We start from the raw sequence: 25,958 nt of genomic DNA on the forward strand, positions 1-25,958 counted from the left end.
CTTCGGAGCCTTCTGCTCATAAGCCTTCCAACATCTTAGGGGGCCTACCTGCGGGAGTCATGCGCCATCGACGTGAAATGACGCCAAGGCGAGCGGCTCCCGCATATGGTACGAGGTCGATCGGATTCATCCAGGCATCGGAAAAGTGAATGTTCAAGTGTAGTGCGAGAGCTAGGAGAATGTCCTGAGATGCATCAGCATCGATTTGCGCGAGTAGAGACCCCGGCTCGGGTGAACGTTCGATAAGATGATTGTCAGGGTTCTGCCATTGCAGATGCCCCTTACCTAGCACCCACACACTGTCAGGCCATTCGACTGGAGGCCGATTCTGACACCAGTCCATAAGATGGCTACCGATGGTCTCTAATTTCAGACTATCAAAAGCGACGATAATCCCAGAGGTTGGGAAAAAGTCGTAGACTTTCCCATACGCCGACGTTTTCCGCGGTATAAGGCCAGGCGTCGGACGATAGGAACCCTTCGACATGTGCCGCAGTTTGCTGATCTTGTTGCACGCGTCTACGAGTTGTTCCTTATCCAGTTTGGTCTTCACTTCAACGACGCCATAAACGCACTCATTTGGGAGGATTCGGTACCCGTTCAGAGTAGTGAAGGGTGGAGTTCCTCGATCCGCGAGAACGATGTCACATTGAGGAGAGGTCTCACCTGAGGCAGTGATGATTTCGGCATTATGCACCGTTTCCACGTGGGACGGTAAATAGCTAGCGAGAAACTCGCGAACCAGAGCTTCTCGGGAAGTTCCCGCTTCGCCGTTGTGGCTGAAATTCCTTGATTGCTCAAAATCTGCACGCATTCTCATGGCAACTGAGCCGAGTATTCTTCCAAGTTTCTCTTGAGGCATGAAATGATTCTAGGGTAGTCAACAGGTTTCTGCAGCCAAGAAAGGCAACCCAGCCGGGACCGGGGTCGGTCGGGTCCCTAGCGTCACCTAATCAACGATGGACACGGCACGGCTCTCGCGGCGATCGTGCTTCTGTCCGACGAAACACAGTTGGGTACGTCCAGTGGTCGGTCATAGCCTGCCCACTGTCAGCGGCATCTGTTACACATGGGCACAGCTGTCTGAGCGATCAAGGGAGCCAGAGTGTCCGAGTCGGGGGATCTGACGCAGCCTGCCGTGGGGGTGTACGAGGAGCTCATCACGGTGCGCTTCGAGCAAAAGTTGAAGGAGTTCGCGAGCCTCGGGTGGCATCCGACGAGCGACACGGTGGGAGCCGAGTCCGTTCCCCATGTTCTGGCAAGACACATCGCCCGGACGGTGCGCCGCGTTCTACAGAGTCTCCCTGCCGAGGAGCGGGTATACGCGGCGAACCACATCCTTGAGTCCATCAGCACCCTCGACGGAGCACGGGAGTGGGTGGATCTCGTGGCCACAGGTCCTCGCCAACTTCTCGCCCTGACAAGACAAGAGGCGCCCGGCGTCTTCGCTGTCCGTCCAGCCACCCCGCTGTCCGATACGGCTCTGATCACCAACTCCCCGGACGATCCGAGCCTCGGCTTTGAGCTTCGTGCTGAGCTCGCCACAGCCGACCGCGTGGACTTGCTCTGCGCCTTCGTTAAATGGCATGGGCTACGCATCATCGAGCAGTCGCTCAGAGCGGCTCATGAACGAAACGTTCCCATACGCGTCATCACGACGACCTACATCGGGGCAACCGAACGACGGGCGCTGGACAGGCTAGTGCGGGAGTTCAACGCCGAGGTCAAGGTCAACTACGAAACGCGGACGACACGTCTCCACGCCAAGGCGTGGCTCTTCCGTCGCAACAGTGGATACGACACTGCCTACGTCGGTAGCTCCAACCTCTCCAAAGCCGCATTGCTCGACGGCTTGGAGTGGAACGTCCGGCTGTCGTCCATCGCCACGCCTGACGTACTGCGGAAATTCGATGCCACCTTCGACGCCTACTGGAACGACCCGTCATTCGAGACGTACGACCCCGACGCTGACGGCACCAGGCTCCAGGAGGCGTTGGCCATTGCGGGCGGAACATCGTCCATCGCAGCCGCGGACCGCAGGATCACTCTGTCCGGCCTGGAGGTACGCCCGTACCCGCACCAGCGCGACATGCTGGAGCGCTTGGACGTGGAGCGAGAGGTACACGATCGGCACCGGAATCTCCTAGTTGCCGCGACGGGGACCGGGAAGACGGTAATGGCGGCGCTCGACTACAAGAACCTACGCAAGAAATACGGCCGGGATCTGCGCCTGCTGTTCGTCGCGCACCGCAAGGAAATCCTGCAACAGTCGATGCGGACTTACCAAGATGTCTTGGTGGACGCAAACTTCGGCGAGTCACTCCACAGCGGGGAGATCCCGGAGCGCTGGACCCACGTCTTTGCCAGCGTTCAGTCGCTTAACGCTAGAGCACTGGATCAGCTCGACGCCAGCCACTTCGACGTGATCGTAATCGATGAATTCCACCACGGCACATCACCGACGTACCGAAAGATTGTTGATCACTTCCGGCCGATGGAGCTGCTGGGGCTGACCGCGACGCCCGAGCGCATGGACGGCAGGAGCATCCAGGACGAGTTCTTCGGCGGCCGCATCGCTGCCGAGATGCGCCTGTGGGAGGCCCTGGAGAACGAGCTCCTCAGCCCTTTCCACTACTTCGGAATCAGCGACAACACCGACTTGAGTGCGGTGGAGTGGAAGCGCGGCGCCTATGACGACGCCGCCCTGAGCAACGTCCTGACCGGCAATGACGCGCGGGCGCGACTCATCGTGAAGGCCGTCGAGGAGAAGCTCGTCGAGCCTGGCGCCATGCGAGCGCTGGGCTTCTGCGTCTCGGTCGCGCATGCCCACTTCATGGCCGAGTACTTCCGCTCCGTTGGTCTGAACGCCGTGGCCCTCTCCGGCGAGATTCCGGCCGAACAGCGTAGGCAAGCCCTCGCTGACCTTAAGTCCGGCGCGCTGCAAGTGATCTTCTCCGTGGACCTCTTCAATGAGGGACTCGACATCCCCGACGTAGACACCCTGCTCCTCTTGCGCCCTACCTCCAGTGCAACCGTGTTCCTCCAACAACTCGGCCGAGGTCTTCGCCGAAGTGAGAACAAAGCGGTGCTCACGGTGCTCGACTTCATCGGACAGCACCGCAAGGAGTTCCGCTTCGAGAACCAGTTCCGGGCCCTGACGAACCTCACGCGCAAACGGCTCCTGGACAACATCGAGCATGACTTCCCGCAGCTTCCCTCCGGTTGCCAGATCATCCTTGAGGAGAAGGCCAAGAAGGCCGTCATCGACAACATCAAGGATCAGATCGGTGTCAACGTCACCGCCCTAGCCCGCGAAGTCGCGACCTACGCCGAGCCTCGGCTGAGCGCCTACCTCTATGAGAGCGGCCGCGAGTTGAAGGAGTTGTATCGCGGCAATGGCAACTCCTGGACGGGACTGCTCCGGCGTGCCGGAGTCCTCAAGGGCGAGCCTCCAGAGGGCGAAGCAGTTCTGCTTAAGCGCGTGCATGCCTTCATCCACGTTGACGACCCTCTGCGCGTCGATGCGTACACCCGCATCTTGGAGGATGACGCCCCTTCGTACGGCGAACTCGACGAGCGGGGGCAGGCCTACGCTCGGATGCTCTTCTTCCAGCTCTGGCCACTCGGAGGCGTCACCCGCAAAGGATTCATGGATTACGAGACTGGCTTCGCAACACTCCGAGACCAGCACGCCCTACGCAGCGAGCTTCGCCAGGTGCTTGAGTACAACCTCGCCCATACCGAGCACATCCCGATCCCGCTCCTTGGCATCGGCGGCCAGACCGGTCTGCCGTTGACCATCCACGCCTCCTACAGCAGAGAGGAGATCCTCCCCGCGCTCGGCCAGTCCTACATCGGCGGCTTCATGCCGGGAGATTTTCGCGAGGGCGTGAAGTGGTGCGAGTCCACAAAGACCGATGCCCTGATGATCACTCTGGACAAGGACGAAAAGGACTTCTCTCCCCAGACCCGCTACCACGACTACGCGTTGAGCGAGAACCTCTTCCACTGGGAGTCCCAGAACCAGACCTCGGCCACATCCGCCACTGGCCTGCGCTACCAACACCACACAGCGGAAGGCAGCCACGTCCTCCTATTCGTCCGCCGCTATAAGAGCACCGACATCGGCGGCGCCCAACCGTGGATGCTGCTCGGCCCGGCTGAGTACCTCGAACACAAGGGCAGCAAACCGATGGCGATTACGTGGAAGTTGGCACACGAAATCCCAGCGGACGTCTGGACGTACTCCGCCATTGCTGCTGGTTGATGCTCACTCCTCACCTCCTGTCTGCTCCGCCTCCGACTCGACGCGCATCTGGGCTCGGTCGAGGGCCTCATCGGCATCAAGGCCATGCACGCGAAGCCAGTGGAGAAGGTCGGCGATGACGTCAATCGCTGCCTCCTGCGCTACGGCCACGCTCAGCGGGCTTGGGCCCTGAGGGCCAGGTGTCTTCGCTGCGCCGTAGAAGGCGAGCATCGACCCTGTTCTTGCCACACGAGCACCCCCGCTGTGGCCATTGGGCGAGGTCAGCCCGGTGGACAGCTCGCACCAGGTGACCTTTCGGTCGGGGTGGAGTTGGACACCCCAGCGGTCGGCGGTGGCATCGACGAGAGCCATGCCCCGTCCGCCTTCAGAGTCGACTCCCGCCCGGATGAGGGTTGGCAGGGCACGGGTGTCGGGGTCCTGGACCTCAATGCGCAGGTAGGTGCCGGTCATGGAGACGGCGAGCGTGGTCGGGGTGCCGGCACCCACGTGCGTGATGACGTTGGAAACCAGCTCGGTGACGCACAGTTGTGCTGCCTCGGTGATCTCATACAGTCCCCAAAGGCCCAGAGAAAGCCGCATGATGCGGCGCAGAGCTGACACTCCCCTCGGCTCCGCTACGAACGGGATGTCCCACGACTTCCTCGGCACACAACCCGCACAGCCCATGCCTTAAGTCCTCTCCTCGCACGTCGAGTTGCACCTTGCAATCGATGCAACACTGAGAGTGACATTGGAACTCTCAAAATGGAACTCTCATCACGTGATTGAGGGGAGCGCCCAGGAGCGCAGCCACCCTTCGCGCGCCCCGGCGCACGCCGTGTTGCTGTCACGATCGGGCAGGCAGCAGGATCTGAGAGATCAACACGAAAGGTGTGGGGTATGCCAGTTGGGCCCACCACTCGCAGACGCCAGCTTGGCGCCGATTTGCGCCGCCTCCGTGAACGCAAGGGCCTGACCCTGGAGGACGCCGGCGCACGGGTAGGCATCTCAAAGGCGACGCTCAGCCGCTATGAGACCAAGGAAGGATCAGTCAAGTGGCCTGCCGTTGACGCACTGTGCCGTGAGTACGGCACGTCCGAGGAAGAACGCCTCGCACTCGTCGAACTCGCGAAGGGCGCCAAGATCCAAGGCTGGTGGAGGTCGCTCGCCGATCCCATCCCCGAGTCCATGAATCTCATGCTCACGCTTGAGGACGAGGTGGTGCGCGAAGACCACTACGCCTGCATGTACATCCCTGGCCTCCTCCAGACCCGCGCCTACGCCGAGGCCGTACACCGCGCCTCAGAGATGCAGTGTTCAGAGAGGGAGGTGCAGCACATGGTCGACATCCGTATGAAGCGACAAGAGCTCTTTCAGCGCGATGAACCGCCGCACATCTGGTGTGTGATCGACGAGGCGGCGCTTCGTCGCAGCGTCGGCGGACGCGAGGTCATGCACGAGCAGCTTCAGCATCTTCTGACCGTGTCGGAACTGCCCCACGTCACCGCGCAAGTACTCCCGTTCTCAACGGGAGCCCACGCAGCAGCAGTTGGCAGCTTCGCGGTCTTGCGCGGCCCATCGCCTGAGCTGGACGTGGTGTACGTAGACATCCTCGGCGGTGGGCTCTTCATGGAGAAGTCACAGGAACTGGGGCGCTATAGATTGGCGTTCGAGTACCTCAGCGCTCAGGCACTCGATCTCGAATCCTCCGCAGCGCTCGTCTACCGCATAAGCAAGGAGTCCTGATGCCCGGACCGCTGGCGCCCCACTGGTTCAAGTCGTCCTACAGCGGCGGCAGCGGCACCGAATGCGTCGAGTGCGCCCCTGGCGATGGCGGCACCCTCGTGCGCGACTCCAAGAAGCCCCACGCTCCAGTCGTTGCCATACGTAACCACGCCTGGCAGGCATTCGTACGGGCCGTGGGCGCGGGGCTGTTGGAGCGTTGAGGGCAGAGACGTTCGGCGGCTGTTAGGGCACTGCCGACTCCTCCATGGGCAGCAAAAGAGCGCCCGTGTTCGTGGCCCCAACATATGCCCCTATCGCCAACAGGGCGCTCAGGTCTCCTCGTACCAGAGCATGACGCCGTAGGCTTCCCGGGGTGATTGAGACCATCGTCCTCGATGTCGGCGAGACCATCACCCGCGACGACCGCTACTGGCACTCGTGGGCGGACTGGCTCGACATCCCCCGTCACACCCTCTCCGCCCTCGTGGGAGCCGTGGTCGCTCAAGGCCGCGACAACGCAGACGCCCTACGCCTCGCTCGCCCCGGCATCGACGTGGCGGCCGAGTACCACGCCCGTGAGGCAGCCGGCCGGGGTGAGTTCCTCGACGAGACGGATCTGTACGACGACGTCCGTCCCTCCCTGTCCGGACTGCGCAAGCTCGGCATCCGCGTCATCATCGCCGGAAACCAGACCTCCCGTGCGGGCGAGCTGTTGCGTGACCTCGACCTGCCCGTTGATCTCGTCGTCACCTCTGGGGACTGGGGTGTGGCAAAACCGCACTCAGAGTTCTTCGAGCGCGTGCTGGAAGTGGCTCAAGCCGCATCGGGAGAAACGGTGTACGTCGGCGATCACCCGGCCAATGACATCTTCCCGGCGAAGGCGGCCGGGCTCCGGACGGCGCACATCCGTCGCGGGCCGTGGGGCCATCTATGGGCTGACGAGCAGGAGTTGAGAACGGCGGCCGATTGGCGAATCGACAGCCTCACTCAGCTCACCACGATCATCGCCGGGTGAAGGCAAGGAAGCTGTCGCATCAGCCAGGACCGGCAGGACCGTCCATGAACACGTTGCGTGGCTCACCGGGTACGGTTCGTAGCAGACATCTCGAGCTGGAGCCGGTATGCCCGCACACGCCAACGGTCGAGTAGGCAAGCGGATCGCCTACTACCGCAGCGTTATGCGCCCGAAGATGACGCAGGAGCAACTCGCCGACGTCGCCTGCGTGGCACTCGGCACCATCCGCAAGATCGAGCGTGGCGAGCGCGGCGTCAGCGATGCCGTTCTCGAAGCCCTCGCTGCCGCTCTCGGTATCGATCCGAGCCGTCTGCGCGTCGACCGCGGCCCTGTGCACACCCGCGTGTACGAAGCGATGCCCACACTCTCCGCAGCGATCGCCACGTACGACGTCCCGGACGACGGTCCGACTCGCCCTTTCGATGAGCTTCGAGCTGCTGTCGCCCAAGCCGCTCGCTGGCGCCTTGCGGCCCAGTACACACGCATCGTCCGCGAACTCCCCGACCTGCTCGCCGAACTGTCTCGTGCCTACCACCAAGCCCCGGCCCACGAGAAGCACGGACCGGCCGCGCTGTTGGTCACCGCCTATCGAGCAGCGGACGCCGTCGCTTTCAAATTCGGTGCCCATGACCTGTCCGCGCGCTTGGTCGAGCTGATGCGGTGGGCTACCCCCGCCGCAGACGATCCGCTGCTCACCGCATCCGTCGCCTACGTACGAACAGAGACCTTCTTCGCCGCACGCGCCCATACCTCCGGGCTGCGCGCCCTCGAGCACGCTATCGACTCGGCGCCCGTCCCGAACACGGCGTCCGCCATTGCGGCAAGGGGCGCCCTCCATATGAGGGCTGCGGTCATCGCCGGGCGGGCGGGTGACGCCACGGCCTCGGAAACCCACCTTGACGAAGCTCGAACCCTCGCGGACCAAGTATCCGAGTCCATCTACCACGGCACGGCGTTCGGACCCGACTCCGTCCACATCCACGAGGTGTCCGTCGCCGTCAGCCTCGGAGACGACCACGTCAGCCGTGCTCTCACCGTCGCGCGTGATTGGAAGCCACCCGCCGATCTGCCAGCCGAGCGACGCTCCGGGTTCTACATCGAACTGAGCCGAGCCCAACTGTGGTCTGGGCTCGCAGACCATGCTTTCGAGTCCTTGAAGGTCGCCCGTCAGATCGCCCCGCAGCACACGCGGGAGCACCCATGGGTCCGTGAAGACGCTGCTACGTTGCGGCGGCTCAAGCGTGCTGACTCCGAGACGCTCACGAACTTCGCCGAGTGGTGCGCTGCCACCTGAGCTGCCAGTCGGCTACCCCTCACTGGGGTACTTGTGGCCCTTGCAGGCCCCCACCATCTGTGCGAGGCATTGGAACCAGCAGATGGGAACAGGGATGCCTGACGCAACCCCGCTCACGCCCATCCTCATCGAGGGCAGCATGGGGATCACTCGACTGCGCGCCGAGGCCCGCTTCGGCCGCAGAGCCATCGGCAAGAACTTACGCGTGGCTGCGCCCGGGGCGCTCCGCGCCAGCACGCACGTGTGGCAGATCGCGACCTGCGAACGACGAAGCGAAGCGGTTGCCGCGTGAACGCCCCCGTAACGCCCCAGCCGCCATGGCTACCGCCCGAAGGAACAATCTGGCACGTCGAGGCTGGCACCCACTTCGATGCCGTTCGGACAGGCCGCACTCTCGGCGCCGCTGCACTCGCTCTGCTCGGAGACGCATCGGGAGCAGTGATCTGCGATCCGTGGAGCCGCATCTACTACTTTCTGACCGAGCCGTCCTCGACGACCGGTTGGGATGTACGTGAGACAACCGCCTGCGGGTCCGCCACCTACGTCGTTGTCCCGCCCCTCAACTCCAGGGAAGTGGATCTGCACTGGGTTGTGAGGCCACCAGCCGATCGTCCATTCACGCCGCCAGAGCATCTGCGTCAGGCACTACAGACCGCAGTCGACGCGCAGTACGGCCCGCGAACGGAGTACTCGCGATGAGTGCGGAAGCAACCAGCGAAGTCGTCGATGCTTTCAGCGCCCTCGTTGATCACTGCCTGGCCTGCCGCGACTGTAGAGCGTCGCCTGACCAGACGTGCCCAGCAGCGCAGCTGCTGTACCGCGACTGGAAAGCGGTGTGGAAGAAGAGTCTTCGCTGTGATCTGCGGAAAGTGTGACCAGACGAATCGGGTCGGCGAGGAGTACGACAGACGCGACAAGGAATCGTCATCACTGTCATCGACTGAAGGGAGGGGCGGTGACCCATTCCGTCTCGTGGCAACAGCGCCTGTCCAGTGGTACCGAAAACATCCAGGACGAGGTGATCCGCTGGTACCAACAGACTCGGCATGGCAAGGGGTACGTCCCCACGATGATCTGGGGCACCATCCAGACCGAGGCCTACGCGACCGTGATCCTCCGCCGGGTCGTCGAATTCCTCGAGGTTCCGGACGATGTGCCGGCAGGGGTGGCCAAGCGGATGGAGCGGCAGCAGGTGCTGTACGACGGTGAGCACCACTACGACGTGATCCTCGGCGAACAGGCTCTATACACGAACATCGGTGGGCCGGAGGTGATGCGCGAGCAGATGGAACGGCTTCTCAGGGATATCGACCTGCCCTCGCTCTCCCTCGGCGTCCTCGCCGCCACCGCCGAGGTGAGCGTGGTCCCCATGCCCGGCTTCAGCATGTACGACGACGCGAGAGTTCACTACGAACTCGTCTCCACCGGTGTGGACGTCACCGAGCCGGATGAACTCGCCCTCCATGACAAGGCCTTCGATGCCCTGAGTAGCGCCGCCTGTTACGGCGACCACGCCAAGGATCTGATCACCAAGGCTCTGGTGTTCTGGAGCCACGACTGATCGATCCGTCGCCGCGGCGACGATCACGTTGGCTCACGTGACGTCGGCATCGAGGCACCCAAGGCCGCCCGGTTTTGCTGAGTGTGGCGGTTCCGGGGTGAGCGTCAAGAGCGCCCTTCGGGCGTCGGCTGCGCCGATTTCGCTTCGCTCCACTCTTGACCCTCACCCCTCCACCGCGGAGTGCTCTTGGCCGGGCGGCCCGAAAAGGGGCGGCGGGGGAAGCGGGGGTGGGGTTTCTTCGCGTTGCCGGGTGCCGGAAATTTGTGGCTTGGGGGACGCCTATGGCCTTCCGCGCACGCCGGGTTGGTATAGCGGCTTCCTGATGGTGGGTGGGACGAGAGCACGTCTGGGGTGGTCCGAGTGGACCAGGACGCCGGTCATCTTGGCCTCGCACCGGTTGCGATGACGCGCTGCGTGGGCTGGCGGCCGGTCGGCGACAGGCGGAGTTCCCGGTTCCGGTGGATCATTCTGACGGGTGAAATGCGGCAATGAGCTGGGGATATCACTCTCCGTGAGCGATAATGGAGGGGTCGGGCCGTTGGCGGGTGAGTGAGGTTCGGCGCTCTCATGGGGGACGGGGGTGAGCGCGGTGGCTGTTGCGGTGGAGTCCGAAGTCGATGTGTCGTCTGCGGTGACAGACGAGTGGATCGCCGAATTGCGGTCGTGCGCGCCTTCGGTGGAGACCCTGGGGCTGCTGGTCGAGTTGGCCGGTGAGCGGCTTTCGGCGCGGGGGCGGATTGATGCCCTGGCTGTGTTCGAGAGGCATCTTGCCTGGATGCAGGGGATGCAGGTCGAGGTGCTGGCGGCGATTGGGGAGTACGCGGATTCTGGGGCCGATGCTGCCTCAGCCGGTGAGGCGTTCGATGCTCGGCTGCTGCGGGAGTGGGACGCCGCGAGCGATGAAGTGGCTTGTGCCTTGCGGCTGGCCGGCGGCACCGCTTCGCGGCGGCTCGATGTGGCGCAGCAGCTTTGCGCTCGGTATCCGGCGACTCTGGAGTTGCTGAAGCGTGGGGAGATCTCCTATCTGCAGGCCGAAGCCGTCACGGAATTGTGTGCGGTTCTCGAGCCGGATACGGCTGGGCAGGTTGAGGCTGTCGTGGTCGCGAAGATGCCGGAGTTGGCCGTCGGGCAGACGCGGGCTTTGCTGCGTCGGCAGATTCATAAGGCCGATCCGGACGGGGCTGAGGCGCGGCATCGGCAGCGCAAGACGGATCGGGAGACTGTCCTTTATCCGCGAGAAGATGGGATGGCTCTTTTCGGCGCCGTCCTGCCTGCTGAGCAGGCTGCCGAGATGGGACAGGCCGTGGATGCGCATGCGGCCACGTTCGACAATGACGGGCGGACTCTGGCGCAGAAGCGTGCCGACGCGTTGTACGACCTTGTGGTCAACCGGAATGGTGTGGCGGGAGATTACGCGAGTCCGGTGCGTGGGCGGGCTGCTGCGGTCGTGCAGGTCACGGTGCCTCTTGATGTTCTGGTGGGGGTCGAGGACGGGCCTGCCGAGCTGAAGGGGTACGGGCCGATCACCGTGGGGCAGGCGCGTGAGATCGCTTTTGCTCCGGGGACGATCTGGCGGAGGCTTATTACCGATCCTGGCAGTGGGCTGCTCGTGAAGGTTGATCCGACCACCTATCGGCCCACGGCTGATGCCGAGCGGCAAGCTATCGCCCGCGACCAGTACTGCGCCTTTCCCAGTTGTCGGATGCCTGCGCATCGCTGCGATGTCGACCACGTCGAACCGTTCGATCACGAACGTCCTGAGGCAGGTGGGCTGACGGTTCCTGAGAATCTGCAGCCGTTGTGTCGGCGGCATCATCGGCTGAAGACCCACCATCCCGGGTGGAGGGTGACGCGGGATCCGCATACCGGGATTGCCAGTTGGACGAGTCCCACCGGGCATACGTACAGGAATGCGCCGCCCGTTTATCGGGAGTGAGTGAGGTTTCCTCACTGACCGACGGTGAAGAACAGAGTTCCGACTAGAACTGACAGGAGGATCTCGTAGCCGAGGACGATGCAGGCCAGAGCCAACACTCCCTTCTGCCACAGACGCGGTCCGCGGTAGGGAAGGAGCGGTGGCTGGTCCGAGGGTTGGAGCGCCGCTTCGGCCGGGGTCGTGCCAATCTCCGCGTGGGTGTGCCACCAGTGACGTAGCGTTTGGATCTTGGCTTCGAACTCCGAGTCCCAGAGCACGCGTCCGACACGCGGTACCGGCAATGGCGTTCGGCGACTGCTCGCTTCGAGGATGACTAGCCTCCGCCCGCCCCGGTGGCGCTCGACGGCGATCCCTTGAATCTCGTCCCAGGGAACGGTTCGGGGCCGCAGCCCTCGTATGACCAGGTGGTCGGCAGTGAGGATGACGCCTCTGCCGAAGCTCAGGAAGCCCGCGCCCAGCAGCAGCGAGATCGCGACGAGTGCGCCGAGCGTGCGGCCAAGGAGCGTCGAGTGATCAGCGTCGGACCCCTCGGCGAACCCCGCCATCACCGCATCAGCCGCAAGCCAGCCAAGGAGCAGAACCGTGGGCACCGACCGGCTTGGCGCAGGTCGCATGCCCAGTCGCTCGGGCAGCCGGCCGTAGGTATGCCCCCAGGCGCCGAGTTCACCAGCTGTGTCTTCGACTTGGGCCGCGCCGCCGTTGGCAAGCCACCAGCTTCGGATGGTCGCGACCTTGTCGTCGAACCGGCGGTCGCGGGACAGGAAACCGGAGCTGGGCATTCGTAGCGGGGTGCGGCGTCCATCCGCCTCGTAGAGGACCACCCGCCGTCCGCCGGTGAACGGCTCGACCGCGACCTCGGCCACGTTGGTCCACGGGATGGTCCGGCGGCGCAGGTTGTGGACGACGACCGCCTCAGGGGTCAGGGTTACCCCGACGTAGCAGCTCAGCACCCACAGTTCGAGCGTAACGAAGAACGGCAGCACCATGGCCAGGACCCACGACTCGAACGGCAGGCCGGGCAGCCCGGGCCGCTGGTCCGCCCACAGCAAGGGGTTCGACAACTGCATCAGCACGGCGGCGCCGAGGATCAGGCCCAGTGGCAGGGACTGCTGCCACGAAGCCCGATAACGGACTCGGCCGACCGTTCCCGACGATTCCGCTCCGCCATTGCGGGCTTCCTGGTTCACAGCTGTTCCACCCCTGCCGCACGAACAACGCGGGGCATCATGCCTGGCCAGGGACTGTTCGCGCAATGGCTGCCGACGGCCCCAGCCCGACAGAGCAACTGGAATCCAGGACGAGAACGTACCTTCTGCTCGTAGCGCCCATGGCGCTACTCCCGCTCCGGCCGTTCGCTTGGGAGCGCATCTGCCCGGTGTTGCGATCCGGGCGCATGGCCAGGTCGCACTGGAGCCCCGGCCGCGCCTGCGCGCACTGGGCGAGCGCACCGCCGCCGAGCTCAAGGAACGCTGGCGCGCGCTCAAGCGCGTCACGCTCAGCCCGAGCCGGATTGGCGACATAGCGCGGGCCGCCCTTGTCCTCAACGGTAACTGGAAATGATCTTCAGCGGGAAAGCCTCAGTGATCAACCGTTCTGGTTCGCTGGTTCGGCGGGAAGCTTCCAGTGGAGGCCGCGCCTTGGGTCGGCACGCCGGAAATTCCGCGACTTGCTTCATGACTCCCCCGCCCCTGGGGCGACTTGCGCTCAGTGGGCCGTGATCGCGTCGGAGCAACAGTGATCGTGTGCGAGGTCTTGACAGGAGGTTGGGCGCGCAGACACCTTTGGCAACGTTGTCAGACACTCTGGCAACGTTGTCATGCCAACGGCTTCGGCGCCTCCGCGTGTTCGTCGGTCGCGCTGTTTTCTGATGGGACTCACGTTCATGGCAGGTCAGTCACATGCGCCGCGGGATCCTTCCGGTCCTTCCCGGCGGTCGGTGGTCACTACGGGTTCGACTCTTCTCGCCGGGTTTGGTCTGAACGCTCTGTTCCCGGTGACGAGCACGGCCGCCGGGCGCGGCGACGCGCTCACCGCGGCGGCGCCGTCCGGTGAACTCGCCGCCTACCGCCCCATCAAGGTCTCCTCGACGGACTACGCGCCGACTCCGGGCGAGTTCGTGGTCGACCGTCTCGCGTCGCCCGGGGTCCGGGGAAGCGGATGGCGCGCGGCGGCGGGGGACGATCCGCAGTGGATCTCGGTGGATCTTCAGGCCGACTGCCAGGTGACGCGGGTTCGGCTCACCTTCGAGGCCGACGCGAGCGATCCGGTTTTCACGCCGCCCGCCACCGGTAACAAGGCCGAGGGCACCACCGGGAAGGAGATCCTGTCCAGTTACGCGCTCGCCTTCGTGGTCGAGACGTCCAGGGACGGCAGCTCCTGGACGAGCGTGTATCGCACGACCGCCGGTACGGGTGGGGTGGTGGACATCCCGCTGGCCCGGTCGGTGACGGCGCGGTGGGTGCGGATGACGGCTCAGCGGCGGTCCAGTCCCAACCCGCTCGGGCTGAACGGTTTCGAGGTGTACGGCACGGCCGGTGGGCGGCGTCCCGCGGTCACCGGCTGGACCGACTGGGGAACCCACCGCGGCGAGGCTCCCGGGCTGGCCGTCGCGGCGGACGGCACGGTTCCGCTGGAGTCCGGCTGGCGGCTGACCCTGGACGACTGGGCCGACGGCGAGGGCCCCGACCTGTCGAAGCCGACCGTGGACACCAGCGGCTGGCTGCCCGCGACCGTGCCCGGCACGGTCCTCGCGTCACTCGTCGATCAGGGGAAGCTCCCGGACCCGGTCGCCGGTCTGAACAATCTGCACATCCCTGAGGCGCTCTCCCGCCATTCCTGGTGGTACAAGCGTGACTTCGACCTCCCGTCCGGTCTGCGCACCGGGCATGGCCGCAGGGTCTGGCTGGAGTTCGACGGCATCAACCATCAGGCCGACATCTGGCTCAACGGCCACCAGGTGGGAGGGCTCACCTACCCGTTCGCCCGCTCGGCCCATGACGTGACGGAGTTGCTCGCCGAGAAGGGGACGAAGGTCAAGAACGCGCTGGCGGTGAAGATCACGCCGATGCCCGTCCCCGGCAGCCCGGGGGACAAGGGACCCGCCGGGGAGTCCTGGGTGGACGCGGGCGCGGGTCAGATGAACCTCAACTCGCCCACGTATCTGGCCGCTTCGGGGTGGGACTGGATGCCCGCCGTACGGGACCGGGTCTCGGGGATCTGGAACCATGTCCGGCTGAGATCCACGGGGCCCGTGGTCATCGGCGACCCCCGGGTGGACACGGTTCTGCCGGATCTGCCCGACACCTCCGTCGCCGAACTGACTATCACCGTCCCGGTCCATAACGCCGATGCGGTCGAGCACACCACGACCGTCTCCGCGTCCTTCGGTGACATACGTGTCTCCAAGGCCGTCACCGTCCCGGCGGGCCGGAGCGTCGACGTCACCTTCGCGCCGGACGCCTTCAGCCGGCTGCGGCTGCGCAACCCCGCGCTGTGGTGGCCCAACGGACTCGGCAGCCCCGCCCTTCACGACCTCACCCTGGCCGCCTCGGTCGACGGGACGGAGAGCGACCGGCGCACCACCCGCTTCGGTATCCGCCAGTTCGGCTACGAGTACGACGTGCCGCTGCCCTTCACCTCGTCCGGCGACGCCTGCACCCAGTCGCTGGAGGTCGGAAGGCAGCAGGCCCGCTATGTGCGGGTCAGGTGCCTGACCAGGGCCACCGACTGGGGCAACTCCCTGTGGACCCTGTCCCTGACCGACAGCGACAGGCCGGGCACCGACCTCGCCCTGCACGCGAGCGCCACCTCCTCCACGACGGACGGCGACGACCACGGCCCCCGCAACGTCACCGACGGTGACCCCGGCACCCGCTGGTCCTCGGCCTACCAGGATGATCAGTGGATCCGCGTGGACCTGGGCTCCCCGCAGTCCTTCGACGGCGTCGACCTCGTGTGGGAGCAGGCCTACGCCCGGACGTACGTGGTCCAGGTGTCCACGGACGACTCGACCTGGACGGACGTGAAGTCCGTCGACAACACCGCCGTACCGCTGCCGTTCAACACCGACCGGGCGAGCCTTCAGGTGGAGGACTTCACCGCCCGCACGGCCCGCTTCGTGCGGATCAACTGCGGTGTGCGCCACACCAGTTGGGGCAACTCCCTCTGGTCCCTGTCGGTGATCGACAGCTCCCGTCCGGGCACCGACCTGGCCCTGCACAAGGCGGCCACGGCCTCCACGGAGGAGTCCGACCATCCGGCCGCCGCCGCGACCGACGGCAGCCCCGACAGCCGGTGGTCGTCGCAGTACGAGGACCACCAGTGGATCCAGGTCGACCTGGGCTCCGCCCAGAGCTTCGACCGGGTGGCCATCCTGTGGGAGCAGGCCTACCCGAAGACGTACGTCATCCAGGTGTCGGCCGACGGTGACACCTGGACGGATGTGAAGTCCGTGGACAACACCCCGGTGCCGCTGAAGATCAGCGTGAACGGCGTACGGGTGCTGGCCCGGGGCGGCAACTGGGGCTGGGACGAACTGCTGCGGCGGATGCCGGCCGAGCGGATGGACGCGGCGGTGCGCATGCATCGCGACATGAACTTCACGATGATCCGCAACTGGGTCGGCAGCATCAACCGCGAGGAGTTCTACGCCAGTTGCGACGAACACGGCATCCTGGTGTGGAACGACTTCCCCAATGCCTGGGCCATGGACCCGCCGGACCATGACGCGTTCAACGCGATCGCGCGCGACACCGTACTGCGCTACCGCGTCCACCCCTGCGTGGTGGTGTGGTGCGGCGCCAACGAGGGCGACCCGCCGGCGGCCATCGACAAGGGCATGCGCGACGCCGTCGAGCAGCAGGCCCCCGGCATCCTCTACCAGAACAACTCCGCCGGAGGCATCATCACCGGCGGCGGCCCCTACAACTGGGTGGAGCCCGAGAAGTACTACGACCCGTCGACCTACGGCAGCAACAGCTTCGGATTCCACACCGAGATCGGCATGCCGGTCGTCTCCACCGCCGAGAGCATGCGCAACCTGGTGGGCGACGAGAAGGAGTGGCCGATCGGCGGAGCGTGGTACTACCACGACTGGAGCGAACACGGGAATCAGGCTCCGCAGCAGTACCGGGCGGCGATCGAAGCGCGCCTGGGCACCGCGACGGACCTCGACGACTTCGTCGGCAAGGCGCAGTTCGTCAACTACGAGAACGCCCGCAGCATGTTCGAGGCGTGGAACGCCCACCTGTGGGACGACGCCAGCGGCCTCATGCTGTGGATGTCCCACCCCGCCTGGCACAGCACCGTCTGGCAGACCTACGACTACGACTTCGACGTCAACGGCACCTACTACGGTGCCCGCACCGCCTGCGAGCCCCTGCACGTCCAGGCCGACCCGCTGAAGTGGCAGCTCCTCGTGGTGAATCACACGCGCCGCGCGGTCGAGGGCGCGACCGTCACCGCCCGGCTGCACGACCTCGCCGGTCGCCGGATCGGCGGGACCAGGAAAGCCGTGGTCGATGTCGCGTCGGCCTCCACCACCCCCGCCTTCGCCGTGGACTGGACCGACGACCTGCCCGATCTGCACCTGCTGCGCCTGACCCTCGAGGACCACACGGGTCGTACGGTCTCGACCAACACCTACTGGCGCCATCGGACCCCGGCCGCGATGAAGGCGCTCAACGACCTCCCGCGGGTCAGGCTCTCCGCCTCGATCACGCGCGTGTCGCACTCCGGTACCGGTACCCGGCGTGAACTGACCGCTGTCGTCAAGAACCGTGGGTCGGCCCTCGCCCCGATGGTCCGGCTGTCGCTGCTGGACGATCACAGCGGTGAGCGCGTCCTGCCGACGCTGTACAGCGACAACTACCTCTGGCTGCTGCCCGGCGAGTCGCGGACGGTCACCCTGTCCTGGCCGGCTCACGCCCTGCCGTCGAACCGTCCGGCGCTCAGCGTGTCCGCCTACAACAGTCCCCGCACGGTCGCCCGAGGGTAGGGCGGAGGCAGAGGTGAGGCAGGGCGGTCGTCGGGCGTCCGTTCGTGCGCGTTAGCCTCGGTTTGTTCGAAAGACGCAGGCAGGAGCGGGAGGCAGCAATGGCGAAGGTACCGGCCGCGGCGGTGGCCGCGGGTGGGCTCATCGGCGGGTACGGCGTGGCCCGGTGGACCAAGAAGCGGCAGCTCGGCGGGGTGGTGCTGGCCGCCGCCGGGGCCACGGCCGCGCAGCAGTGGCGTCGGCAGGCGGGCGGGAAGGCCGCCGGGGCGCTGACCGTCGCGTACGTCGCCGCCTTCGCCGGCTCCCACCCGCTGGCCAAGAAGGTGGGCGCCTGGCCCTCCGTGTTCGGCGTGGCCGGTGCCGTGGCCCTCGCCTCGTGGGCCGTGGCCGACCGGCGGGGTTGAGCAAGCGCAGAGCACCACGGGCCTGAGGGGCGGAGGGCCTGAGGGCCTGAGGGCCTGAGGGCCTGAGGGCCTACGAGGCCTCGGCAGCGGGCACGGGTTCCGGGACCGGGACCGGGGTGGGGACCGAGACCGGGACCGGGGCTGGTCCCGTGCTCTGGAACGCGCGGCGGTACGCGTACGGGCTCGTTCCCACCACCCGCTTGAACCGCTCCCGGAACGCCGTCGGTGAGCCGAACCCCGCCTGGGTCGCGATGCGTTCGACCGGGTACGTGGTCGTCTCCAGGAGGTACTGGGCGCGGCGGACCCGGGCGCGGTGCAGCCACTGGAGCGGTGTGGTGCCGGTCTGGTCGCGGAAGCGGCGGTTGAGCGTACGGGTGCTCATGCCGGCGTGGGCGGCGATGTCCTCCAGGGTCAGCTCACGCTCCGCGTTCTCCTCCAGCCAGGCGAGGAGGGGCTCCATCGTGGTGCCGGCCGGTACCGGGGGCTGGTCGTGGATGATGAACTGGGCCTGGCCGCCCTCCCGTTCGAGCGGCATGACCGACATCCGGGCCGCGTGCGCGGCGACCGCCGAACCGTGGTCGTTGCGGATCATGTGCAGGCACATGTCGAGGGCGGCGGACGCGCCCGCCGAGGTGAGGAACTGGCCGTTGTCGACGTAGAGGACGTTCGGGTCGACGGTCACGGCGGGGTACCTGGCCGCCAGGTCCTGCGCCGCGACCCAGTGGGTGGTGGCGCGCAGCCCGTCCAGCAGGCCGGTGGCGGCGAAGACGAAGGCGCCCACGCAGATCGAGGCGATCCGGGTGCCGTTCGCGGCCGCCGCGCGCAGCGCCTCCGTCACGCCCGGCGGGAGCGGGGCGGCCGGGTCGGCGACGCCGGGCAGGATGATCGTGTCGGCCTCGGCCAGCGCCTCCAGGCCGTAGGGGGCGCGGATCGTGAACGGGCCCGCGCTCACCTCCTCGTCCGCCGTCGGCGAGCAGACCCGGATCCGGTAGGGCTCCCGGCCGTCCGGCAGCCGGGCCCAGCCGAAGGTGTCGATCGGGGCGGAGAGGTCGAACGGGATGACCTGGTCGAGCGCCAGTACGGCCACGGTGTGCATGGCTAGAGAGTAGGCATACGACGGATTGTGGCCAAGGGGGGCTTGTCGCCCCGTAGGGTGCCTACAGCGTCGCAGGGCTGCGCTCGGGGCGCCGATTCCCTGTGACGCGGACGCGGCGGCTGGCGGGAATCCATTGGGCGCGCTGGCGAGAATCCGTTGGACCCTGGCAGAAGTGCCGCTTCTGTCAGATCGCACGCGCCCCTAGCGTCGGCCCGTGAACAAGTTCCTTCTCGCCGTGCACGTCCTCGCCGCGATCGTCGCCGTCGGGCCCGTCACCGTCGCCGCCAGCATGTTCCCGCCCAGCGCGCGCAAGGCGCTGGCCGAGCCCGGAGACGCCCAGGCCCTCTCCACCGTGCGGGTGCTGCACCGCATCTGCCGTCTGTACGCGACGGTCGGCGTCGCCGTGCCCGTGTTCGGGTTCGCCACGGCCAAGAACATGGGCGTGCTCGGCGACACCTGGCTGATCGTCTCGATCGCGCTGACGGCTCTGGCCGCCGTCGTCCTCGCCGCGCTGGTCCTGCCCCGGCAGACCGCGCTCATGGAGGGCGTGGAGGGCATGCAGGGCAAGGAGGGCATGGCGGAGTACATAGAACAAGGCGTGGGGGCAGGCGCGGAAGGTGCGGCGAACGCCGGAGCGAGCCGTGTCGGCCCGCGGGACACCGCCCGGCTCGCCATGTTCACCGGGCTCTTCAACCTTCTCTGGGCGACCGTCACGATCCTGATGATTGTCCGACCGGGGTCCACCACGGGCGCCTAGCCCTAGGATCCGGCTCATGCATGGACAGGTGTACGGACCGCACGATCCGTCGACGCCCTCGGCCCCGGCGGCCTACCTCGCCGCCCTGGAGGGCCGGCTGACGGCCGACGGGTGTGCCACCCGCTGGGAGGACTGGGCCGGGGTGCCCGTGCTGGTGGGGCGACGGTCGGACTTCCGGCTGCGCTGGATGGCGACGAAGTTGTATCTGTTCACCGTGGCCGCGGTGGTTCCGGAGATCACCCTGCCCGTCGTCGAGGGCTTCACCGAGCAGGTGACGAAGTACGCCAAGGACACCAAGGGCGGCCTGCCCGTCGGTCTGCAGAACGGGGTCGGCACGTTCCCCGTCCTGGTCAGCGACCGTGTCGACCCGGCCGCCGTGCGGTGGGCGGAGGAGCGCCAGCGCGTCCGGTTCGCCTGTATGACGCGGCCTGTCGTGGTCGACAGCTCCCGCCCGTACGTGGGGATGTACCGCGGCAAGCCGGCCCTCGGGCGCGTCTACGCCACGCACTTCATCGAGAAGGGCTCGCGGTACTTCTACGGTCCGTGAACCGTCCCTTCCACGGCCCGTGCATCGTCGTCACTTCAACGGTCCGTGAATCGTCACTCCAACGGTCCGTGCGTCCTCCCCCGCCGGGCGTTCACCACCACCGGGCGAGGCTGAGCGCCTCGTCCGACGAGTCCGACGAGTCCCAGGAGTCCCCGGAGCCCGCGGAGCCCCCGGAGCCCGAGGAACTCGCCCAGTCCGCCGCCCGGTACCGCCTCGCCACCGCCGTCGCGATCAGCACCCCCGCCGCGACAACCAGCGTGAAGAACGCCCAGGTGAGCGGCCAGACCGCCGCGTCCGGGGGCTCCGGGTGGGAGTGGAAGGAGAGGTACATGAGTGCTGCCGGTGGTCCCGCCACCAGCAGCAACGGCCAGGCCAGCGCGTCCCGGCGGCCGAGGTAGGCGGCCAGGAGCAGCAGAACCACGCCGAGCAGGACGGCGCCGAGGACGGTCACCGAGGTCGTCTCGGTGATCGACCCGGTCGCCCCGGGGCGGTTGCGCAGGTCCCAGGGGAGGCAGAGGAGGTACGCCGCGCCGGAGAGGGCGGCGCCGAGCACGCGCGTCAGCCAGCGTTCCGGCCAGGGGCGCGTTCGCAGAGGGCCTAACAGCTTCTCGGTCATGCGTACGAGGGTTGCCGCCCTGGCGGCGGCCCGACAGAGTACGCGTACTCAGGTTCCCGTACTCAGTTCCCGTACTCAGTTCCCGGACTCAGCCCAAACTCGGTTCCCTCACTCAAGAGTCGGCGGGTGCCACCGTCGACAGCGGAGGCGCGATGTCCTCCAGCGAGCGCCGTTCGGCGTTCACCGCCAGGAACGCGGCGACCAGGCCCGCCGCGCACATCAGGCCCGCGCCGATCTGGAAGGCCAGCACGGTGTCGCCGACCACGCCGGACTGGGTGAGGTCCGCGAAGACCAGCGGCCCGCTGATGCCTCCGGCCGCCGTGCCGATGGCGTAGAAGAAGGCGATGGCCATCGCGCGGGTCTCCATGGGGAAGATCTCGGAGACGGTGAGGTAGGCACTCGACGCGCCCGCCGAGGCGAAGAAGAGGGCCACGCACCAGCAGGCCGTCAGGGTCACCGCGCTCAGCGAGCCCCGGCCGAACAGCCAGGCCGTGCCGAACAGCAGCAGCCCGGAGAGCAGGTACGTCGACGAGATCATCCGGCGGCGGCCGACCGTGTCGAAGAGCTTGCCGAGCAGCAGCGGGCCGAGGAAGTTGCCGAGCGCGATCACGGCGAAGTAGTAGCCGGTGGCGCCCGCGGGGACGTCGTAGAACTTCGTCAGGATCGCGCCGAAGCCGAAGGTGATCGCGTTGTAGAGGAACGCCTGGCCGATGAAGAGGGACAGGCCCAGCGCGGCGCGTTTGCGGTAGGTCGCGAGGACCGTGCGGGCGATGGTGAGGAAGCCGATGGTCTTGCGCTGCTGGATGGTGATCTCCCCGGCGGGGGGCGGCAGTTCGCGGCCGCCGAGGTCGGCGCGGACCCGTTCCTCCACCGACGCCACCAGTTGCTCGGCCTCCTCCTGCCTGCCGTGGATCAGCAGCCACCGCGGGCTCTCCGGGACGTTGCGGCGTACGACGAGGATGACCAGGCCGAGGACCACGCCGAGGGCGAAGGTCAGCCGCCAGCCGATGTTCGCCGGGAAGAGGGCGGTGTCCAGCGCGACGATCGACAGCAGGGAGCCGCCGATCGCGCCCAGCCAGAAGCTGCCGTTGATGATCAGGTCGACCCGGCCGCGGTACTGGGAGGGGATCAGCTCGTCGATCGCGGAGTTGATGGCCGCGTACTCTCCGCCGATGCCGAAGCCCGTGAGGAAGCGGAAGGTGAAGAACCACCAGGGCTCGAAGGAGACGGCGGTCAGGGCCGTGGCCCCCAGATACACCGCCAGGGTGACCATGAACAGTTTCCTGCGGCCGAAGCGGTCGGTGAGGCGGCCGAAGAACAGCGCCCCCACGCACGCGCCGGCGACATAGAGGGCGGCCGCGGTGCCGGTGACCTGCGCGGAGGTGATCGGCAGGCCGCTGCCGGGCTCGGAGAGGCGTCCGGCGATGTTGCCGACGATCGTGACTTCCAGGCCGTCGAGGATCCACACCGTGCCGAGGCCGATCACCACGGTCCAGTGCCAGCGTGACCACGGGAGGCGGTCGAGACGGGCGGGAACGGCGGTGGTGACCCGGCCCCCGGCTTGATCCCGGCCTTCCCCCCGGCCCTTCTCCTCAACGGTGGACATGAGGCTCCCTCCTCGTCGAGCGACGCCTGCCCGGGTTCCCTCCGGAGCACGGCCTACGCCCGCCCGAGTGCGGTCACGCCCTCCCGAGAGGGATCTACGCCCCCACGATCCGCGACACCGTGTAGATCAGCAACCCGGCCAATGAGCCCACCACCGTGCCGTTGATCCGGATGAACTGCAGGTCACGGCCGATGTGGGCCTCGATCTTCCTGGTCGTGTGCTCGGCGTCCCAGCCGGCCACCGTGTCGGTGATGAGGGAGGTGATCTCGGTCCGGTAGGTCGTCACCACGTACACCGCCGCGCCCTCGACCCACCGGTCGACCTTGGCCTGGAGCTTGGGATCGGTGGCCATCCGGGCGCCCAGCGAGAGCAGGGAGGCCCGCACGCGCAGCCGCAGCTCACTGCGCTCGTCCTCGGCGGCGGACACGATCATGGATCGTACGGCCGTCCAGGCGGAGGCGATCAGGTCCTGGACCTCGCCGCGGCCGAGCACCTCGCCCTTCAGGCGCTCCACGCGCGCGCGGGTGTCGGTGTCGGACTGGAGGTCGCAGGCGAAGTCGGTGAGGAAGCGGTCGAGGGCGCCGCGGGCCGGGTGGGCGGGGGCGTCGCGCATCTCGGTGACGAAGCGGAGCAGCTCCTTGTAGACCCGCTCGCCGACCTTCTTGTCGACAAGGCGCGGGGTCCAGCCGGGCGCGCCGCCCTGGATCGCGTCCATGACCTGCTCGTCGTGGAGCACCAGCCAGTCGTGGGCGCGGATGCAGACCAGGTCCACGACCCGCTTGTGGCCGCCGTCCGCGACGATCTTCTCCAGCATCTTCCCTATGCCGGGCGCGATCTCCTGGGCGTCGGCGCGGCGGGTGATCGCCTCGCCGACCACCGCCTGCACGTCGGAGTCGCGCAGCACGGTCAGGGCGCCTCTGAGCGCGGCGGCGAGCTCGGCGGTGACCCGGTCGGCGTGCTCCGGTTCGGCGAGCCAGGCACCGAGACGGCTGCCGATGCCCACGGCGCGCAGGCGCTGTCGTACGACGTCGGAGGAGAGGAAGTTCTCGCCGACGAACTCGCCGAGCGAGACGCCCAGCTGGTCCTTCTTGGTGGGGATGATCGCGGTGTGCGGGATGGGCAGGCCGAGCGGGTGGCGGAAGAGGGCCGTGACCGCGAACCAGTCGGCGAGCGCGCCGACCATGCCGGCCTCGGCGGCGGCCGCGACATAGCCGGCCCAGGCTCCGGCGCCCTCGTGGGACGCCCATGTCGCGAGGACGTACACGAGGGCGACGAAGAGCAGCAGGCCGGTGGCCGTCAGTTTCATCTGGCGGACGCCGCGGCGCTTCTCCTCGTCGGCGGGGCTGAACGAGGTCATCGCACGGTTCGTCGGACCGGGGGCGGTCGTCGCGTGCCGCTCCCGGCCGGGGCCGGTCGTCGTGCGTTCGGCCTGGTCGACGGCGGTCGTCGCGTGGTGGCCGGGGGCGCCGGGCCGGGCGGACTGCCCTTCGGCGCCCGCGTCTTCCGGTTCTGTTCGTTCCATTCGCTCCACCCGTTCGCCGAGCCGTCCGAGGGCTCCGGACACATTGTCCCTTCCTGACCGACTCCCGGAACGGAACAGGAGTTCCCTGCGTCTGTTCGGACGGGGGGAACTCAGGGGAATCCTGGGGCCGTCGCCGGGAAATCTCGGGGGCTTCTCAGGGACACCTCGGGGGCGTCTCCGGGTCGTTCGAGGCCGCGGGAGGGGGGTCCCGTCGTTTTCCTCCTTACCCAGTACCCCATCATGTGATCATCACTTCGGAGCCTCGGGCTCCCCTCGCCCGAGGAGACACGCACCGCATGACCAAGCGTCATGGTTATGCCCTGCTGGCCGCCGTCATCGCCATGATCGTGGCCATATCCGGAGCCATATACGTGGGTGTCGCCGCCGACGACGGCACCGGCGGCACCCGCAACGCCACCGCCGACAACCGCGCCCCGCGCGACTCGGCCGCCCCCGCCTCCGCCGGCACCTGGGTCGGCACCTGGTCGGCCTCCCCCGCCGGAGCCGAGCCCGGCACCGAGACGAACGGCATGGCGGGCCGCTCCCTGCGCAACGTCGTGCACGCGGACGTCGGCGGCACCGAGGCGCGCATCACCCTGTCCAACCTCTACGGACAGCAGCCGCTGAACATCACGCACGCCTCGATCGCCGTCGCCGCGGCCGAGAACGACGCGGCGGCGGTGGCCGACACCATGCGCCGCCTCACCTTCTCCGGCAGCACCACCGTGACCGTCCCGGCCGGAGCGCAGATCATGAGTGACGCCGTGCGCGTGCGCATCCCGCGCGACTCCGACGTCCTCGTGACCACGTACTCCCCGACCCCGTCCGGCCCGGTCACCTACCACCCGCACGCACGGCAGATCTCCTACGCCGCCCAGGGCGACCGCACCGAGGACGTGACCGCCACCGCGTACACCGAGCAGACCCCGCACTGGCGCTACCTCACCGCACTCGACGTACTGAGCGACGAATCCGTCGGCACCGTCGTCGCCCTGGGCGACTCGATCACCGACGGCATCACCTCCACGGAGGGCGCCAACCACCGCTGGACGGACGTCCTCGCCGACCGGCTGCGCGCCGCGGCCGGCACCGGGGACGTACCTCGCTACAGCGTCGTCAACCAGGGCATCAGCGGCAACCAGGTCCTGGCCGAAGGGCTCGGCCGGCCCGCCGACAACCCGAGCGGCCTGAACCGTCTCGAACGCGACGTGCTCGGCCGTACGAACGTCAAGGCCGTCGTCATCGACCTCGGCGTCAACGACATCCTGCGCAACGAGGGCGAGGTCGATCCGGTGACCGTCACCGACGGGCTGCGGGAGATGGTGCGGCGGGCGCATGCGCGCGGGCTGCGGGTCGTCGGGGCGACGCTGATGCCCTTCGGCGGGCACCGCGGGTACTCGCGGTCGCGTGACGCCGTACGCCGGGCCGTCAACGCGGAGATCCGGGCGGGGAAGGTGTACGACGCCGTCGTCGACTTCGACGAGGCGTTGCGGGATCCGTACGATCCGCGGCGGCTGCGGGCCGATTACGACTCCGGGGACCATCTGCACCCCAGTGACAAGGGGTACGAGCGGATGGCGGAGGTGTTCGAGCTCGGGGACCTGAAGGGGGCGGCACCTGCGGAGCTGTAGGGTCCGGTTT

The 25,958-nt window shown here is 67.2% G+C and carries 21 protein-coding genes; 14 read left to right on the top strand and 7 right to left on the bottom strand.

From position 1 onward, the window contains the following. Nucleotides 1-16: 16 nt before the first annotated feature. Nucleotides 17-862 (bottom strand): DUF6602 domain-containing protein, encoded by an 846-nt coding sequence (locus ACZ7M3_RS22840; RefSeq protein WP_472065482.1) that lies wholly within the window; start codon nt 860-862, stop codon nt 17-19. 243 nt (nt 863-1,105) lie between these two features. Here ACZ7M3_RS22840 and ACZ7M3_RS22845 point away from each other — a divergent pair, with 243 nt between their 5' ends. Then, nucleotides 1,106-4,267, top strand: a complete 3,162-nt coding sequence (locus tag ACZ7M3_RS22845) for a DEAD/DEAH box helicase (protein WP_472065483.1) — start codon at nt 1,106-1,108, stop codon at nt 4,265-4,267. 3 nt (nt 4,268-4,270) lie between these two features. Here the strand turns inward: ACZ7M3_RS22845 and ACZ7M3_RS22850 are convergent, their stop codons facing one another. Next, nucleotides 4,271-4,933: an ATP-binding protein gene (locus ACZ7M3_RS22850; protein WP_472065484.1), complete on the bottom strand. Its 663-nt coding sequence runs from the start codon at nt 4,931-4,933 to the stop codon at nt 4,271-4,273. Nucleotides 4,934-5,146: 213 nt separating this feature from the next. Here ACZ7M3_RS22850 and ACZ7M3_RS22855 point away from each other — a divergent pair, with 213 nt between their 5' ends. The 7 genes from ACZ7M3_RS22855 to ACZ7M3_RS22885 all read left to right on the top strand — a co-directional run bounded on the left by ACZ7M3_RS22855 (nt 5,147) and on the right by ACZ7M3_RS22885 (nt 11,777). Beyond that, nucleotides 5,147-5,992: a helix-turn-helix domain-containing protein gene (locus ACZ7M3_RS22855; protein WP_472065485.1), complete on the top strand. Its 846-nt coding sequence runs from the start codon at nt 5,147-5,149 to the stop codon at nt 5,990-5,992. Further along, entirely contained in the window at nt 5,992-6,192 is a 201-nt protein-coding gene (locus tag ACZ7M3_RS22860; protein ID WP_472065486.1) for a DUF397 domain-containing protein, read from the top strand. Before ACZ7M3_RS22855 ends, ACZ7M3_RS22860 begins: the two co-directional genes overlap by 1 nt. A gap of 152 nt (nt 6,193-6,344) precedes the next feature. Then, nucleotides 6,345-6,986: an HAD family hydrolase gene (locus ACZ7M3_RS22865; protein WP_472065487.1), complete on the top strand. Its 642-nt coding sequence runs from the start codon at nt 6,345-6,347 to the stop codon at nt 6,984-6,986. A 106-nt stretch (nt 6,987-7,092) separates the two neighbouring features. Beyond that, on the top strand, nt 7,093-8,280 hold the full coding sequence (locus tag ACZ7M3_RS22870) for a helix-turn-helix domain-containing protein (RefSeq protein ID WP_472065488.1): 1,188 nt from the start codon (nt 7,093-7,095) through the stop codon (nt 8,278-8,280). Between the two features lie 94 nt (nt 8,281-8,374). Continuing rightward, nucleotides 8,375-8,572, top strand: coding sequence for a hypothetical protein (locus ACZ7M3_RS22875; RefSeq protein ID WP_355616933.1), 198 nt, complete (start codon nt 8,375-8,377; stop codon nt 8,570-8,572). A 663-nt stretch (nt 8,573-9,235) separates the two neighbouring features. Then, complete coding sequence (locus ACZ7M3_RS22880) at nt 9,236-9,841, top strand: DUF5753 domain-containing protein (RefSeq protein WP_472065489.1); 606 nt, start codon at nt 9,236-9,238, stop codon at nt 9,839-9,841. Between the two features lie 580 nt (nt 9,842-10,421). Beyond that, nucleotides 10,422-11,777: an HNH endonuclease signature motif containing protein gene (locus ACZ7M3_RS22885; RefSeq protein ID WP_472065490.1), complete on the top strand. Its 1,356-nt coding sequence runs from the start codon at nt 10,422-10,424 to the stop codon at nt 11,775-11,777. Nucleotides 11,778-11,788: 11 nt separating this feature from the next. On the opposite strand, the gene ACZ7M3_RS22890 is transcribed toward ACZ7M3_RS22885, so the two are convergent. After that, the gene (locus tag ACZ7M3_RS22890; protein ID WP_472065491.1) at nt 11,789-12,964 is read right to left on the bottom strand and encodes a hypothetical protein; all 1,176 of its coding nucleotides are present in this window, start codon (nt 12,962-12,964) and stop codon (nt 11,789-11,791) included. A 169-nt stretch (nt 12,965-13,133) separates the two neighbouring features. Between ACZ7M3_RS22890 and ACZ7M3_RS22895 the strand changes: the two genes are divergently transcribed. The 3 genes from ACZ7M3_RS22895 (at nt 13,134) to ACZ7M3_RS22905 (ending at nt 18,173) form a co-directional block, all read left to right on the top strand. Beyond that, nucleotides 13,134-13,337 carry a hypothetical protein gene (locus ACZ7M3_RS22895; RefSeq protein ID WP_472065492.1) on the top strand — a complete coding sequence of 68 codons (204 nt, stop codon included), beginning with the start codon at nt 13,134-13,136 and terminating at the stop codon, nt 13,335-13,337. Nucleotides 13,338-13,659: 322 nt separating this feature from the next. Beyond that, nucleotides 13,660-17,772: a discoidin domain-containing protein gene (locus tag ACZ7M3_RS22900; protein ID WP_472065493.1), complete on the top strand. Its 4,113-nt coding sequence runs from the start codon at nt 13,660-13,662 to the stop codon at nt 17,770-17,772. Nucleotides 17,773-17,870: 98 nt separating this feature from the next. After that, entirely contained in the window at nt 17,871-18,173 is a 303-nt protein-coding gene (locus ACZ7M3_RS22905; RefSeq protein ID WP_261687074.1) for a hypothetical protein, read from the top strand. Nucleotides 18,174-18,243: 70 nt separating this feature from the next. Here the strand turns inward: ACZ7M3_RS22905 and ACZ7M3_RS22910 are convergent, their stop codons facing one another. Continuing rightward, nucleotides 18,244-19,269, bottom strand: a complete 1,026-nt coding sequence (locus ACZ7M3_RS22910) for a GlxA family transcriptional regulator (RefSeq protein ID WP_472065494.1) — start codon at nt 19,267-19,269, stop codon at nt 18,244-18,246. 214 nt (nt 19,270-19,483) lie between these two features. Between ACZ7M3_RS22910 and ACZ7M3_RS22915 the strand changes: the two genes are divergently transcribed. Continuing rightward, nucleotides 19,484-20,026 carry a DUF2269 family protein gene (locus tag ACZ7M3_RS22915; protein WP_472065495.1) on the top strand — a complete coding sequence of 181 codons (543 nt, stop codon included), beginning with the start codon at nt 19,484-19,486 and terminating at the stop codon, nt 20,024-20,026. Nucleotides 20,027-20,042: 16 nt separating this feature from the next. Continuing rightward, nucleotides 20,043-20,573, top strand: coding sequence for a levansucrase (locus tag ACZ7M3_RS22920; protein WP_472065496.1), 531 nt, complete (start codon nt 20,043-20,045; stop codon nt 20,571-20,573). A 91-nt stretch (nt 20,574-20,664) separates the two neighbouring features. Here ACZ7M3_RS22920 and ACZ7M3_RS22925 read toward each other — a convergent pair whose 3' ends face one another. The 3 genes from ACZ7M3_RS22925 to ACZ7M3_RS22935 all read right to left on the bottom strand — a co-directional run bounded on the left by ACZ7M3_RS22925 (nt 20,665) and on the right by ACZ7M3_RS22935 (nt 24,317). Further along, nucleotides 20,665-21,189, bottom strand: coding sequence for a hypothetical protein (locus tag ACZ7M3_RS22925; RefSeq protein ID WP_472065497.1), 525 nt, complete (start codon nt 21,187-21,189; stop codon nt 20,665-20,667). A 112-nt stretch (nt 21,190-21,301) separates the two neighbouring features. Next, nucleotides 21,302-22,795 carry an MFS transporter gene (locus ACZ7M3_RS22930; RefSeq protein WP_472065498.1) on the bottom strand — a complete coding sequence of 498 codons (1,494 nt, stop codon included), beginning with the start codon at nt 22,793-22,795 and terminating at the stop codon, nt 21,302-21,304. 94 nt (nt 22,796-22,889) lie between these two features. Then, nucleotides 22,890-24,317 (bottom strand): DUF445 domain-containing protein, encoded by a 1,428-nt coding sequence (locus ACZ7M3_RS22935; RefSeq protein WP_472065499.1) that lies wholly within the window; start codon nt 24,315-24,317, stop codon nt 22,890-22,892. Between the two features lie 296 nt (nt 24,318-24,613). Here ACZ7M3_RS22935 and ACZ7M3_RS22940 point away from each other — a divergent pair, with 296 nt between their 5' ends. Next, a complete protein-coding gene (locus ACZ7M3_RS22940) occupies nt 24,614-25,948 on the top strand; it encodes an SGNH/GDSL hydrolase family protein (RefSeq protein ID WP_472065500.1) in 1,335 nt (444 codons plus the stop codon). Nucleotides 25,949-25,958 lie beyond the last annotated feature (10 nt).

The sequence above is a fragment of the Streptomyces sp. NPDC111656 genome, assembly GCF_055656965.1.

Coding starts and splice junctions, on each gene's coding strand:
- ACZ7M3_RS22840 (WP_472065482.1), bottom strand. CDS start 862: ATGCCTCAAGAGAAACTTGGAAGAATACTCGGCTCAGTTGCCATGAGA.
- ACZ7M3_RS22850 (WP_472065484.1), bottom strand. CDS start 4,933: ATGGGCTGTGCGGGTTGTGTGCCGAGGAAGTCGTGGGACATCCCGTTC.
- ACZ7M3_RS22855 (WP_472065485.1), top strand. CDS start 5,147: ATGCCAGTTGGGCCCACCACTCGCAGACGCCAGCTTGGCGCCGATTTG.
- ACZ7M3_RS22860 (WP_472065486.1), top strand. CDS start 5,992: ATGCCCGGACCGCTGGCGCCCCACTGGTTCAAGTCGTCCTACAGCGGC.
- ACZ7M3_RS22870 (WP_472065488.1), top strand. CDS start 7,093: ATGCCCGCACACGCCAACGGTCGAGTAGGCAAGCGGATCGCCTACTAC.
- ACZ7M3_RS22875 (WP_355616933.1), top strand. CDS start 8,375: ATGCCTGACGCAACCCCGCTCACGCCCATCCTCATCGAGGGCAGCATG.
- ACZ7M3_RS22900 (WP_472065493.1), top strand. CDS start 13,660: ATGGCAGGTCAGTCACATGCGCCGCGGGATCCTTCCGGTCCTTCCCGG.
- ACZ7M3_RS22905 (WP_261687074.1), top strand. CDS start 17,871: ATGGCGAAGGTACCGGCCGCGGCGGTGGCCGCGGGTGGGCTCATCGGC.
- ACZ7M3_RS22910 (WP_472065494.1), bottom strand. CDS start 19,269: ATGCACACCGTGGCCGTACTGGCGCTCGACCAGGTCATCCCGTTCGAC.
- ACZ7M3_RS22920 (WP_472065496.1), top strand. CDS start 20,043: ATGCATGGACAGGTGTACGGACCGCACGATCCGTCGACGCCCTCGGCC.
- ACZ7M3_RS22925 (WP_472065497.1), bottom strand. CDS start 21,189: ATGACCGAGAAGCTGTTAGGCCCTCTGCGAACGCGCCCCTGGCCGGAA.
- ACZ7M3_RS22930 (WP_472065498.1), bottom strand. CDS start 22,795: ATGTCCACCGTTGAGGAGAAGGGCCGGGGGGAAGGCCGGGATCAAGCC.
- ACZ7M3_RS22935 (WP_472065499.1), bottom strand. CDS start 24,317: ATGGAACGAACAGAACCGGAAGACGCGGGCGCCGAAGGGCAGTCCGCC.
- ACZ7M3_RS22940 (WP_472065500.1), top strand. CDS start 24,614: ATGACCAAGCGTCATGGTTATGCCCTGCTGGCCGCCGTCATCGCCATG.